This is a genomic window from Planktothrix sp. PCC 11201 (assembly GCF_900009135.1).
In the GTDB taxonomy this organism is placed as follows: Bacteria; Cyanobacteriota; Cyanobacteriia; order Cyanobacteriales; family Microcoleaceae; genus Planktothrix.
This window is the reverse complement of the sequence record NZ_LT797711.1, coordinates 743,537-757,952: the sequence shown is the minus strand read 5'-3', so window position 1 is coordinate 757,952 and position 14,416 is coordinate 743,537. Positions and strand designations below refer to the sequence as shown.

The following is a 14,416-nucleotide window of genomic DNA, read 5'->3' as shown; positions in this document are numbered from 1 at the left end:
AATTACCTATTACCCCTTACCCATTCGTAATTCGTAATTCATAATTCATGAATTACCCAACGCTGTCCCAAATACCTGTGTCCAATAGTGGTTCCAATTTTCCAACCCCGTATCATTTTCTAAATAGAAATAGCCAATGCCAATTTCAGCGTAATTAGGGTTAAGCAAGTTCTCCCGGTGTCCTGGACTATCAATCCATCCCTGAACCACTTCCTCGGGGGTTTGATACCCGGCACCAATATTTTCACCGATAAAGGAAAAAGTGTATCCCTGGTCTTGGGCGCGGGTTGCGGGGGTGGAACCATCTAAACCGATGTGGTTAAAAAAGTCTTGCTGCGCCATATCTTGACTTTGTTCCTGGGCGGCTGCATTTAACTGAGTGTTCAGAGTTAGGGGGGGTAAACCATTTTGACTGCGGAAATCATTAGTTAAGTCTAAGACCTGTTGAACAAAGTCAGAGGCAGGAGGAGAGATATTCTCTTTTTTCAAAGTAAATCCCTGACCGATGAAATCACTGTCCCGTAAGTCCGATGGCACAATCCCATCCAGAAGGGCCAGTTCTTCGTTGGTGGCACTCACCACCAGGCGAGTTTGATTACTTCCTACCGCTTGGACTTGCACCTCACCTACGTTATTGGGCAGTTGAATCAAATCGATATTCGGTTCAAAATCCGTAATCCAGTCTCGCCCTTGACCCTGTTGTTGTAGCAAAAACACATCCTGACCACTTCCTCCGGTGAGGGTATCAGCCCCTAAATCTCCTGATAGGGTATCATTTCCCCCTTCTCCGTTCAAGACATCATCGGCTTTCCCCCCAAATAAACTATCAAACCCCTCACCCCCAAAAAGGGTATCGGCGTCAAGGTTGCCAAACAGGACATCATTCCCTGCTTCTCCTTCAAGGATATCCCCATCCTTACCCCCAAATAGGGTATCGGAACTCTCCCCACCCCATAACTGATCAAAACCTGTGTTCCCTAAAATTAACTCATTATCACCCGAACCGAATACAGTATCGTTGCCATCGAGTCCTAACACCCCGGCGGGATAGTTGGATAACTGCCCTGGGAACAGGGAAATCAATTCAGAGGAGTTATTCCCGACTAAAGCGCCAATAGAAGAATCTGGAATTAAAGTCATGGTTGTACTCTTTATAAAACTTTATACAACAGTAAAATTATTAGCTTTTATTATATCAAATTATTTTTTATAGAGAGTTAATTTTTGTATTGTTTTTATCTATAATTTTTTGTATTGTAGAGGTTTAGAGAGTAAACCCCTACAGTTTCTTTACAATGCTCAATCTTCAGGTGTAACTCCTAATGCTCGTAATTGCGCAGCTAAACGTTCCGCCCGTTGAGCTTCCATTTCTGCCCGTTGATATTCAATTTCCGCCCGTTCATTTCCTGTTAATAATAAATTCCCTTGACTATCCCACCAACGCAACCAAGGCAATTCTACATTTTGATATTCACCTTGCCAAATTCCTAATTCAATGCCTAGACAACCAATAGGATAGTGTCCTCGTTCATTTTGGGGCAAAGGTTGAAAGCGATTTTCAACCAAATGATACACTTCAATACTGGATTTTTGCACTTCATAAATCCCATAAAACGCCGGATGAATCACTTGCTCATAAACCCAGAATTTACCTGGTTTTGTACCTTCTGATTCCGCCGTCCATAAAGAGGTTTTATCCCGTTCTTCCGAACCATCTCCAGAGACAAATTCTAAAACAATTAAAGGGGCAACATATTCCTGCCAAAGCACATAGGAACGTCGCATTTGACCGTTTAAACTAGGGGGAACATTGGCAACATAAAACCAATCTGGTGCTTCCGCTCCCCGTTGAGGTGGGTCAGTCATGCGCCAATAAATCCCACTATCTTGTCCAATACAATAGTATCCATCGGGATGAATTTTTTGCAGAATTGGGTTAATAGAGTCGGTCAGTAAAATACTTTGAGGATGTTCTTGAAAATTTTTCACAAATGTACCGTCTGAGTCGGGGAGTTCTGTATGGTCAGGTAGGTGAGTTGTGGGTTGTTCGGCGGGAAAGGTTGTTGTCATAGCAGCATTTAAAATTGGGTTAATTTAGCATAACAAAATTATAAAATAAACTGTTTATTATCTAAATTAGTTATTTGTATTGTAGCGTCCTCGCTCGCTATTTTTATGATTGTAGCTGGCTATTGAAGTTGACAGAAGGGTTATATCCTTAAATTGTATATTATTATATCTCCTCAATTAACAATAAAGTAGAGACGTTAAATTTAACGTCTCTACCTGAGTTCACTAATGAATTAACTCAATAGCTCGTTTCGTCAACGCCTCAGAAGTAATGCCATTAAATGCCATTAACTCCCCGGCACTAGCGGTGGTTTCGCCCCGTTTCCAAGCGAAAGTATCCCGCTTAGAATTGCTGCGTAACATAATCGGTTCTAACATCAAACTAGAACCGCCTGTTACTCCAATTAACGCATCTCCAGCAAACAGTTGATTAAAGGTTTCATCACTGGCAAAATCGTTGTCGGGTTCGGAACAAGTCTCAGATAAAACATCGTGAGAACGATATAAACGCCGGGGGTTAATAATAGAAACAATTCGCACCCCAATTCCTTCCGTTTCCAAAAATGCCGCCGCTTCAAACACCGGAATTAAGGTCATATCCCCAATTACCGCAAACACAACGGTTTTATCCCCCGCAACTTCCTGTAAGACCACAGCCCCATCTTTTAACCCTTGACGAGTTTGCTCAAACGTCGTGCGGATGGGTAAGGGGGACTTACTGGCGGTGATAATAATGCTCTTATTTTTGGTGGTTAAAGCCCAGTCATAGCACACTTGAATGCTATTGGCATCGGGGGGAAACACAGGGAAAACGTTACCACTCCGCATCATGGCGGCGAAATAAGCCTCGATTTCAGGCCGTTGGTGTGTCCAACCATTCCGACCCTGTTCCAACGCTCCGGCGGTGAATAAACACACCGTTGAGGGGGTAGCCCGCCGCAACTCAGCCATAGCTTGGGCGACGGTTTGTAAAACTGGCACACCGTTAATCGCAAAAGACTCATAGGAACACCATAAAGTTCTGGCTCCTAATAAGGATAATCCCACCGCTAACCCGGCACAAGCATCTTCACTTAAAGGTTCATAAACTTGCCCCTGGGGTTGTTGGAAATAAATATTATCCGTTGTCGGATGAATAATCTTTAATCCCTGGTTAATATTGTTAATTCCAGAGGCTGCATTGCCATCAGCATTGGTAACAATAAAATGGGGATCTTTTTGCCCCACATGAACAACTAATGCCCCCATTGCGGTTGTGGAAACCTTGGGATCACCGCCAACCGGATATTCTTCTAAGGGTAATTCACCCAAATCTGGTAAATGGTAATCAAACTCCGTGACAACGGTTTTAGCAGCCGGGCCACCACTGGAACGTTCTAAATTTGTCCGCACCAATTCCCAAGCCACCACAGGTAACGCCCGTTGTTTTAAAGCGTTAATAATATGGGGACTATCTAGGGTATCTCCCGGATAAAGATTATGGGATTTTGCACCCAGGGCGTGAACTCCGGCGCCTTTCAATTGTTTAATAATAAACACGGTTAATTGACCACCCAAAGCTAATTTTGCCGCTTTATCCATGGCGACTAAAATAGCTTGGGTAAATTCAATCCGTTTATTAATAGAAAAAGCCGTACTATCAACATAATTACCCGGTTGATTTTGGTCATCAAAATCCTTGGCATCGACTAAAATCACTTCTGAAAATCCATTCCCTTTCCAATAGGCAATCATTTCTGCATTGGTTTTCGTCGAAACCATGCTATGATGCTCCTGACTGTAACCATTCCATACCAACACAGGCAAGAAATTAGTCACTTCAGGATAGGCAGTGTGGAAGTGCATCATGCTACTCATGGGGTAGGGTTCCCCCATGCCCCCATCGCCAAGAGTGAAGGGAAATAGCACATTTCGGTGCAACAGGGCGGCGGCCATAGCAAAATGTTGTCCCTGTCCCAATGGCCCGGCGGGGTTGAGCAGGCCGGGAATAAAACCGGAAAGGTGGCCCAGGAGTCCGTGTTTTTCACGGAAGCGATCGCGCAATTGTTGGACAGTGACAATTCCCATCTCCTCCAGGGAGCGATCCAAGAAGACCGCACTGTAAAACCCTGGCGCATGGTGTCCCACTTCCGTCATAATATTTTTATGACCCAGCATCACCAAGGCAGCGTAGGCTTCGACACTGGAGGCAAATCCCCCCGGGTGTCCCGAGGCTTTACTGGCGGTGATTTGTAAGGTTAAATACCGCAGGGCATCGGCATACAGTAGGGTTTGATAGGCCGCTTTAGGATCATGGGCATCGGCAATTGATACAGTATTTTCAGCAATAATTGGGCTATTCCCATAGCGGTCAAATTCAGGGAAACTGTCTTTAAAATACTGAATTCCTTGACAAAATTCTGGTATTGTTGTTGTCATGTTTAATCCCTTCTCGGTAATTCTGATTTTTTGAGTTAATATTTATTTTACAATTACTTGTCCCGAAAAATGATAGTATTTTTGAACTCGGGAAAAAAGCTCTAATCATTGATTAAAATAAATAGATATAAAACCAATCTATGGTTAGGGATCTGGGGAATATTGAAACCCTATTGTAAATTTTTTCTATATCGTTACCATAGAATAAAGTCTAACCTGATTTGATCATTCTAAAACTTTGATGATGAATACACAACTGCCTCCCGCATCTTCCAGTCCAGATTTCTTAGAAAAAGTCTATTGGATTGCTGATCCCCTAGATTATATGGATACCCATGCCCAAAAATATGGGGATATCTTTACTAATTATATTTTGGGGAAAAACACCCCGTGGGTTTTTGTAAGTCATCCCCAAGCTATTCAGAAAATTTTAACTGATGATGTTTTTGAAGCTCCAGGTTATTTTAACAGAATTTTAGAGCCTTTAACCGGAGATAACTCTATGTTTCTGTTAGAAGGCGATCGCCACAAACGAGAACGAAAATTATTAATGCCCTCTTTTCATGGGGAAAGAATGCGAGATTATGGGGAATTAATTACGAATATTACCCATAAAGTCATCGGTCAATTCTCGGAAGGACAGGCTTTTATTGCCAGAGAAACCCTGCAAGAAATTTCCTTAGATGTGATTCTAAAAGTGGTTTTTGGGGTCTATGCGGGAGAGCGATATAGTCAGTTAAAATGTTTGTTATCGGGAATATTAGACGTTTTTAAATCTCCTTTTAGTTCTAGTTTTTTATTCTTTCCTATTTTACAACAGAATTTAGGCCATTGGAGTCCTTGGGGATATTTCTTAAAACAACGCCAACAAATTGACGAGTTATTATATACAGAAATTCGAGAACGTCGTGAAAACCCCGATGAATCTCGCAAGGATATTCTGAGTTTAATGATGACAGCTAGGGACGAAGAAGGCAACCCGATGACAGATCAGGAATTACGAGACGAATTATTAACGTTATTATTTGCCGGACATGAAACCACCGCTACGGCGATGTCCTGGGCATTATATTGGATTCATAATCAGCCAGAAGTCTATGAAAAATTAATCCAAGAGCTAAAAAGTTTACCCCAAAATGCTGAGGGAATGGATATTTTTCGCTTGCCCTATTTAACAGCAGTTTGTCAAGAAACATTGCGAATTTATCCCGTTGCAATGCTAACTTTTGCCAGAGAAAATCAAGAATCAGTGGATTTAATGGGTTATCAACTACCACCAAAAACCCCAGTAGTTGGCTGTATTTATTTAACCCATCGACGGGAAAATTTATATCCGCAAGCGGATCAATTTAAACCCGAACGCTTTTTAGAACGTAAGTTTTCTCCCTATGAATTTCTTCCCTTTGGTGGAGGTAGCCGTTTATGTATAGGAATGGCTTTAGCTCAATATGAAATGAAGTTAGTTTTAGCCACAATTTTGTTAAATTATCAATTAAATTTGTTGGAAAAACAACCTGTAAAAGCGGTGCGTCGAGGAGTAACTTTAGCCCCAAAAGGTGGGATTAAAATGGAACTCTTAAAAAAGTGTCCACAACTGCAAAAACCATAGCATATCAGGGGGTTACACTAGGTAATGATTGACTGGCATCCCAGCAAACCCCAAAAAACCAGACAAATTCCCCTGAGATTAGTGTTAATTATCCCCTTTGTATTGCAAATCGTTGGGGCGGTGGGACTGGTGGGTTATTTGTCCTATCGTAGTGGACAGGTAGCTGTTGAGAAACTGGCTGATAAATTGATGACACAGACCAGTAAGCGCATTGAACAACATCTCAATAGTTATTTAGGTAAAGCTCGAGAAATCAATCGCAACAATGTGGATGCTTTCGAGTCAGGAATATTGAATTTGAATGATTTTAATGCCATTGGAAAATACTTTTACCGCCAGGTAAAAACCTTCAATTTTACGACGGTTGGTTTTAGTAATGATAACGGAGATTATATCGGTGTCAGTCGTCGTCAGATGAAGAATGCGAATGAGTTTGGACTTGATGAACGGTTTGAGGACAGTGAACATCGTGTCTATTCAGTCGATAGCCAAGGTAATCGGCTTAAGGTGATCAAGGTAATTCCTAATAAGCCAATATCTATACCTCCGAAAACATTTCCTTGGTATGTGGATGCAGTTAAAGCAGGTAAACCCATTTGGAGTTCTATTTATAGCTGGAATACTGGACATAATATTATCGCCATTGCAACTAGTACCCCCATCTATAACCAAGAAAAAAAGCTGCTCGGTGTGTTTGGTATTAATTTAGATCTGTTGCTAATTAGTAACTTTTTGAAAACCTTAAGTAACGGACAATTAGACCATATCTTTATTGTAGAACCATCAGGATTAATGGTTGCTAGTTCCGACAATGAATCCCCTATTAATGAATCTCCGAGTTCTGAACCTGTTGATCGGGTCAAGGGTAACGTCACCATCACTCGACTGAATGCAGTTGATAGTCGTACCCCAATTATCCGTGAGGTCACACAATATTTAATCCGAGAATTTGGCAGTTTACAGGCGATTAGCAGACCCCAATTACTCCGTCCTAATATCGAGAAACATCCATTTGTTAGAGTAATTCCTTATCGGGATTCATTGGGTTTAGATTGGCGTGTGGTGATTGTTGTTCCTGAATCGGAATTTCTATCAGAAATTCAGGCGAATACCAAGACAACAATTTTGCTTTGTTTATTCACTTTAATCCTGGCGAATGGGTTAGGAATTATTACCTCAAATTTAATTGCAAAACCGATTCAGTCCTTAAGTAAAGCCAGTCGTGCCATCGCCAGTGGCGAACTCAATCAGGTTGTAGAAATCAAAAGAGTTTCTGAATTAAAGACTTTGGCAGATTCATTTAATCAGATGGCTCATCAGTTACAAACCGCATTTGAAACCTTAGAAAATCGGGTAGAAGAACGCACAGCAGAGTTAGTCATTGCTAAGGAAAAAGCCGAAGTAGCGAATCAAGCCAAAAGTACATTTATTGCCAATATGAGTCACGAATTGCGATCGCCCCTGAATGCCATTTTAGGCTTTTCTCAATTAATGGTAAGAAGTTCCAATCTTCCCTCTGATCAATATGAAAATGTGGGAATTATCTATCGGAGTGGTGATTATCTATTAACCCTAATTAATAATGTTTTGGATTTATCGAAAATAGAAGCCGGAAAAACCACATTAAATCTGACTCATTTTGACCTGTATCACCTGTTAGATGATTTAGAAGATATGCTGGATTTACGAGCCAGTAATGCCGGATTAAAATTAATCTTTCAACGAGATGAAAATGTCCCTCGCTATATTTGTAGTGATGAAGTTAAATTACGTCAAGTGTTAATTAATTTACTCAGTAATGCGATTAAATTCACCCCCAAAGGCGGAATTACCTTAACCGTTTTTCGGGAAGAAGACGATGACTCAACTGATGTTATCACCATCAATTTCAAAATCCGCGATACTGGAGTCGGAATTTCCCAGGCGGAATTACCGAAACTATTTGAAGCCTTTACCCAAACCCAAGCCGGGAAAGAATCCCAAGAAGGAACAGGTTTAGGATTAGCAATTAGTCGGAAATTTGTACAGTTAATGGGGGGAGATATTTCCGTAGAAAGTGAATTAGGAAAAGGCACAACCTTCTCATTTCAAATTCAAGCCCAACTCGGTCAAGATCTCATAAGTAATCAGTTAGAAGTGAAGCAGCAAGTATTAGGTTTAGCTCCGGGTCAACCGACCTACAAATTGCTAACAGTTGATGATAAAGAAATTAATCGAAAATTATTAATTAAACTCTTAGAACCCCTAGGATTTCAATTAAAAGAAGCTGAGAATGGACTAGAAGCGATCGCTATTTGGAACCAATGGGAACCCCATTTAATTTGGATGGATATGCGAATGCCTGTGATGGATGGTTATGAAGCGACTAAATATATTAAATCTACCACAAAAGGCAATGCTACAGCCATAATTGCCGTAACAGCCAGTGTATTAGAAGAAGAAAAAGCGATTGTGCTTTCGGCTGGTTGTGATGATTTTATTAGAAAACCTTTTACAGAAGATCGTATTTTTGAGGCATTAGCTAAACATTTAGGAGTCAAATATATCATGCACCAAACACAGCCGATCTTAAATCCTGTATTACAAAATCAGCTAACCTCCGAGGCTTTCAAATTCATGTCTGAGGACTGGATTTATCAACTTTATAAAGCCGCACTGGAAGCCGATGTCCAAGTTGTGATAGAATTAATTACAGAAATTCCAGATACAGAAAATTATCTGATACAATCCCTCACAAAAATTGTGCATAAATTCCAATTTGAACAGATAATTAACTTAACTGAACCCTTAATAAACCATGATCAACCCTCGCCCCAAGACATCTGAAAAAAACAGACAAATTCCCCTGAGATTACTATTGATTGTCCCCTTTGTCTTGCAAATCGTGGGAGCAGTAGGACTGGTGGGTTATTTGTCTTATCGCAGTGGACAAAAAGCTGTAGAAAATATAGCACAGCAATTAATGTCAGAAATCGGCGATCGCATCGATCAAAATTTGACCAATTATCTTTATAAACCTACACAAGTTATTAGAAATAATGCCACTGCCATTCAACTCGGGCTTCTCCCTTGGCAAAATTTAAAGATGATGGAGCGATATTTTTGGAAACAACGAGCCATTTTTAATGAGTTGGGTTCTTTAGCTATTGCTAATGAGAAAAAAGAAATTTTAATTGTTCAAATAGATGATGATGGTTCTCCGGCTGTTCGTATCCGTGATCGATCAACAAATTATAAATTTAATACTTATCAGCTTAATGATCAAGGGAAAATAGTCAAATTAATTAGAAGTAGCTTGTATGATCCCCATAATGATCCCCCTAATAACCCTTGGTATAAAAGCACAAAAAAAGCCAACCGTTTAATTTGGAGACTCAATGTTTCACGAGTTAGACTTAATCACTCTAGTCTAATTGCTGTTACTTTTATACCTTTTTATGATCAGAATAATACCTTTCAAGGAGTTTTAGGTGCTTCTGTTTCTCTTACTCAACTGGGAACTTTTTTAAAAAGTCTCAAAATTGGTAAAATGGGTCAGGCTTTTATTATAGATCGAGAAGGATTAGTCATTGGTACTTCTACAGGTGAAATCCCTTTTATTTCACGTTTATTGGCACCTAGTACGGAAGAAAATTGGCGGAAGAATGATGATCCGTCCCAACGGCGTTTAAATGTTCTGAATAGTAATAACTTAGTTACTCAAAAAACAGCAGAGTATTTAAAAAAAGAATTTCATTCTTTTGCTGGAATCAAAACCAAACAGGAACTTAGTCTTCTGATTAATAATAGAAAATATTTTGTGCAAATTGTTCCCTTTGATTCTGAGAAAGATTTTGATTGGTTGATCACAATAGTTATTCCTGAAGATGATTTTATAGAAAAAATCAAGGCTAATAACAGAATAACATTTTTACTTTGCTTCTTGACTTTAGTTATGGCTATAGGGTTAGGAATTATTACATCAAATTGGATTGCTACACCCATTAAGCGTTTAAGTCAAGCTAGTAGTGCGATCGCTAGTGGTGAATTGAGTCAGGTTGTTGAGATCGAGGGAGTTTCCGAGATCGAAACCCTGGCCGATTCCTTTAATCACATGGCCAGTCAGTTACAAACATCTTTTGAAACCTTAGAAAATCGGGTAGAGGAACGCACAGCCGAGTTAGTTATTGCGAAGGAAAAAGCCGAAGTTGCTAATCAAGCCAAAAGTTCATTTATTGCCAATATGAGCCATGAATTGCGATCGCCCCTGAATGCCATTTTAGGCTTTTCTCAATTAATGGTAAGAAGCTCCAATCTTCCCTCTGACCAATACGAAAACGCCGGAATTATTTATCGGAGTGGCGATTATCTATTAACCCTGATTAATAATGTTTTGGATTTATCGAAAATAGAAGCCGGAAAAACCACATTAAATCCGACTCATTTTGACCTGTATCAGTTGTTAGATGATTTAGAAGATATGCTAGACTTACGAGCCAGTAATGCCGGATTAAAATTAATCTTTCAACGAGATGAAACTGTCCCTCACTATATTTGTAGTGATGAAGTTAAATTACGTCAAGTGTTAATTAATTTACTCAGTAATGCGATTAAATTTACCCCCAAAGGCGGAATTACCTTAACCGTTTTTCAGGACGAAGAAGACTCAATGGACATTATTAAGCTGCTACGCAGCTTGATTTAATAAATAGCATTTCCTTTGTTTTTAATTTTGCGAGACCAATTAATGATTAAATCTCCTTCGTTTAACAATTTATTCAATAATTCTTCTAACTGCTCTACTGATTCAAATAGCCGATGAGCAATATATTCTTTAGCTGAGTGCCAAACCAATTCAATTAAATTAAAGTCAGGGCTGTAAGGGGGCAAAAACTCTAACCTAATATTCGGCATTTCTGCTTCTATTCTCTCTAAAATCTCTTTCTTTTTATGAAAACTAGCATTGTCTAAAATTATTACTAATTTAGGCCCAGTTTCTAAAAATTCTTCGGCTAATTTTCCCGACTCTATCCATTCTTCAACAATCCAATTATGTAAAGCTTTGATTTGTTGATAAAAGGTCTCCGATTCTCCTTTCTTAATCACAAAATTTATTCTTTTTTTATCGCTATACCTTAACCCTCCCATTAGATTTACTCTTCCTTTCCTTCTTTGTCCTGTTACTTTTTTTCGGCTTCCCTTTTTCCCCCAGGTTTTTCTTCTTATTACTCTCAAACTAAATCCTACTTCATCCCAAAACCATACTTGCAAGCGTTCAGGTGATTCTTTTTCTATTTTTAAATACTCTAACAATTTCTCTTTAAATGCTTTCCTGTGTACCGGATTTTGTTTGTCCTCTAAGCTGTACTTTGCCCAAAGGTAAACGTACTTTTTTCTTTGTAATATTCTCCTGACTTGAGAGCCACTCAACTTAATTCCTGTTGCTTGCTCTAAATATGTTGCTAATCTATTTCCTGTCCATCTCCCAAATTCATATCCGTATTCTGATGGTTCTTTTTCTACTACTTTTAGTAACATTTCTTCATATTCAGCCGTAGCTTTCCGAAAGTTTCCTTGGCTTCTTCCATCTATAAAACTCTCCATTTTATCGGGATCACCATGAACAGCCCAGTACGCTACTGTCGGATAGGAAATTTCTAAAAAATTGGCTATCTTTTGATAGGTTTTTCCCTCATTCATTAATAATAAAATTAAAATCCTTTCTCTAATTTGAGCATNATTTGGAACCAATGGGAACCCCATTTAATTTGGATGGATATGCGAATGCCTGTGATGGATGGTTATGAAGCGACTAAATATATTAAATCAACGACAAAAGGCAATGCTACAGCGATTATTGCCTTAACAGCCAGTGTATTAGAAGAAGAAAAAGCAATTGTGCTTTCGGCTGGTTGTGATGATTTTATTAGAAAACCCTTTACAGAAGATCATATTTTTGAGGCTCTAGCTAAACATTTAGGAGTAAAGTATATCTATGCAGAAACACAGCCGATCTTAAATCCCGTATTACAAGATCAGCTAACCTCCGATGCGTTAACAGTAATGTCTCGGGACTGGATTTATCAACTTTATAAAGCAGCACTGGAAGCCGATGTCCAAGTTGTGATAAAATTAATCACAGAGATTCCAGATACAGAAATTCCTCTAATACAATTTTTAACAAAAGCAGTGCGTAAATTTCAATTTGAGCAGATAACTGATTTAATTGATCCCCTGATCAATGATCAATAAGCTGTTGAGCATTTAAACTGTATATTTTAGAGGCTGAAACCCCTTACTGGCTTGGATCGTCTCGAAAATTTAGATAATTAACAGCTTAGCGATTTTCCCAAGCTTTCTAGGACAAGAGATTTGGCTGAGTGTAAAAAGAAATGATCTCCGGGAAACATCTCCACAGAGAAAGCCGAGTTGGTTTGTTCTCGCCAAGCTTCTAGTTCCAAGGCGTTAGGTTTCAAATCTTCTAATCCACCAAAGGCAGTAATTGGACAATCCAGAGGCGGTGCGTCCTTGTAGGAGTAAGTTTCAACTACCGAAAAATCGGCCCGCAGAGTAGGAAGCAACAGTTCCATCAACTCAGCATTTTCTAGTACCGCTTCCGGTGTACCATTATAGCGACGCAATTCCTTGATAAATTCCGGTTCTGGTAGAGCGTGAATTTGCGGAGTGCGATCGGGAATTTGCGGAGCGCGGTATCCCGAAACAAACAGGTGTAATGGACTTTGGTTATATTCTTTGCGAAGTAGCCGCGCCAATTCAAAGCTAACTAATCCACCCATACTGTGACCAAAGAAAGCAAAAGGTTTAGTCAGGTGGGGAAAGATGGCCGGGCCCAGAGTCTGTATCAGAGGCTCCATTTGGGTAAAAGGAGTTTCCCGCAGTCGAGAACTACGTCCAGGAAGTTCGAGCGCACAAATCTCAACCGTTGAGGGTAGACTATCCAACCAAGAGCGAAATATCACAGCCCCACCCCCGGCATAATGGAAGCAGAATAGTCGTAATTTAGCTTGAGGATTAGGCTTCGGATATGTTACCCAGGAGTTAGCAGTTAGGGTGGGATTGGGTTTTAGTTGGTCTGTTTGCATAAATTTCTGTTTAGTGGAACTTCAACAAATTTTAAATCTAAACGAAGCCTAAAGTTGTCAATGGGAGTAATTAGCGATATTCAGTTCATTAATTCATCACTTGTATTCAAATCTTTCAAGAATTTTTCGGTAATTTCAATTAGTTCATAGACAAAATTTTGTGTAAGTTGTGTCGTTTTAAAACCATGAGCAATAGGGTTACGGAATGAGATCGCATCCATTAGTAACCGATACTCAGATTGGGAAATTACGCCCTCCGTCGCTAATTGTTTGACTAAATAAAGTGGGTCAAGTCTTTGTAAACTCAACTTTTCTTTTTCTGTAATTAACCTTAAAGTTGCCTCAACTAAAGACCAGCAATATAACATCGCTGAGTCTAAATGTTGCGTTGTTAGTTGCTTTACTACTTGCAATTGTGATTCTATGTCATGCTTTTGTAGAGAACCTTCAGATTTCGGGGAATAGGTTATATCCTCCGGGTTAATCATCACAAACTCAAACCTCCAGCCCGGATGTTTTTCTACTGCTTGGGCTAAATTTTGTAAATATTGATCAGAGTAAGAGTTGAGTGAAGCCCGTGACTTAACCTCAATAACGACTGATTCTTCACCCCGACGGACTATCAGATCAGGGCGATAATTTTTCAGGAAATCAGGTAAGTCTTCAAGGTTAGGATGAAGGAAAATCTCATAACCTTTTTGGCGATAATTCTCGGCTAATTTGAGTAATTGTTCTCTTTCGAGCTTGGCAGTTAAAGTTGATAAGCTGTTGAGCATTTAAACTGTATATTTTAGAGGCTGAAACCCCTTACTGGCTTGGATCGTCTCGAAAATTTAGATAATTAACAGCTTATCATGTAAGTACCTCTTGGTCAGGAGCATCAAGCACGACAATATGCAAAAATTGATTCCCACGGGCAAAGCCTTCTGCCAATGTCGAGGTCATATTTTCTATCTTAAAGTTACCTGACAAATTTCTCTTCCTAACGATAATATCGGTTACTTGATCATCATCGACATAGGCTAACCCGATCTTGTCTATCATTTTATCTAAAAATAGCAGGCGACGGCTACTAATCGCCTTCGGTACTATCCTACAGGCGGAGGCACTGCCATCACACTCCGTCGAACTCACGTTGACGTCAGTAAATATTTCTTGACTATTGCGGTTCTGAACAGGTATCCTTAGCATTAAGTCTGATTCAGATCCCCCCAACCCCTTAAAATCTGGATAGATA

General features: G+C 39.6%; 10 protein-coding genes and 1 pseudogene. 4 read left to right on the top strand and 7 right to left on the bottom strand.

Annotated features, from left to right (window positions below):
- Positions 1-45: 45 nt before the first annotated feature.
- From PL11201_RS25255 to PL11201_RS25245, 3 genes are all read right to left on the bottom strand, one after another.
- Positions 46-1,140: a CAP domain-containing protein gene (locus PL11201_RS25255; protein ID WP_079681575.1), complete on the bottom strand. Its 1,095-nt coding sequence runs from the start codon at positions 1,138-1,140 to the stop codon at positions 46-48.
- Positions 1,141-1,299: 159 nt separating this feature from the next.
- On the bottom strand, positions 1,300-2,070 hold the full coding sequence (locus tag PL11201_RS25250) for a Uma2 family endonuclease (protein WP_079681574.1): 771 nt from the start codon (positions 2,068-2,070) through the stop codon (positions 1,300-1,302).
- Positions 2,071-2,295: 225 nt separating this feature from the next.
- Positions 2,296-4,488 (bottom strand): phosphoketolase family protein, encoded by a 2,193-nt coding sequence (locus PL11201_RS25245; protein WP_079681573.1) that lies wholly within the window; start codon positions 4,486-4,488, stop codon positions 2,296-2,298.
- 244 nt (positions 4,489-4,732) lie between these two features.
- Between PL11201_RS25245 and PL11201_RS25240 the strand changes: the two genes are divergently transcribed.
- The 3 genes from PL11201_RS25240 to PL11201_RS25230 are packed head-to-tail and all read left to right on the top strand — an operon-like array spanning position 4,733 to position 10,781.
- Positions 4,733-6,097: a cytochrome P450 gene (locus PL11201_RS25240; RefSeq protein WP_079681572.1), complete on the top strand. Its 1,365-nt coding sequence runs from the start codon at positions 4,733-4,735 to the stop codon at positions 6,095-6,097.
- Positions 6,098-6,121: 24 nt separating this feature from the next.
- Positions 6,122-8,923 (top strand): ATP-binding protein, encoded by a 2,802-nt coding sequence (locus tag PL11201_RS25235; protein WP_079681571.1) that lies wholly within the window; start codon positions 6,122-6,124, stop codon positions 8,921-8,923.
- Positions 8,895-10,781 (top strand): sensor histidine kinase, encoded by a 1,887-nt coding sequence (locus tag PL11201_RS25230; RefSeq protein WP_079681570.1) that lies wholly within the window; start codon positions 8,895-8,897, stop codon positions 10,779-10,781. Before PL11201_RS25235 ends, PL11201_RS25230 begins: the two co-directional genes overlap by 29 nt.
- Here PL11201_RS25230 and PL11201_RS25225 read toward each other — a convergent pair.
- Positions 10,778-11,812 (bottom strand): annotated as a pseudogene (locus PL11201_RS25225) (IS630 family transposase); the annotation flags it as partial. The gene PL11201_RS25230 and the pseudogene PL11201_RS25225 overlap by 4 nt on opposite strands.
- Between PL11201_RS25225 and PL11201_RS25220 the strand changes: the two are divergent.
- Positions 11,813-12,328 carry a response regulator gene (locus tag PL11201_RS25220; protein WP_234996844.1) on the top strand — a complete coding sequence of 172 codons (516 nt, stop codon included), beginning with the start codon at positions 11,813-11,815 and terminating at the stop codon, positions 12,326-12,328.
- A 77-nt stretch (positions 12,329-12,405) separates the two neighbouring features.
- Here PL11201_RS25220 and PL11201_RS25215 read toward each other — a convergent pair whose 3' ends face one another.
- From PL11201_RS25215 to PL11201_RS26960, 3 genes are all read right to left on the bottom strand, one after another.
- The gene (locus PL11201_RS25215) at positions 12,406-13,179 is read right to left on the bottom strand and encodes a thioesterase II family protein (protein ID WP_079681567.1); all 774 of its coding nucleotides are present in this window, start codon (positions 13,177-13,179) and stop codon (positions 12,406-12,408) included.
- Between the two features lie 80 nt (positions 13,180-13,259).
- Positions 13,260-13,955, bottom strand: a complete 696-nt coding sequence (locus PL11201_RS25210; RefSeq protein ID WP_079681566.1) for a hypothetical protein — start codon at positions 13,953-13,955, stop codon at positions 13,260-13,262.
- A gap of 76 nt (positions 13,956-14,031) precedes the next feature.
- On the bottom strand, positions 14,032-14,370 hold the full coding sequence (locus PL11201_RS26960; protein ID WP_200816866.1) for a hypothetical protein: 339 nt from the start codon (positions 14,368-14,370) through the stop codon (positions 14,032-14,034).
- Between the last annotated feature and the right edge of the window lie 46 nt (positions 14,371-14,416).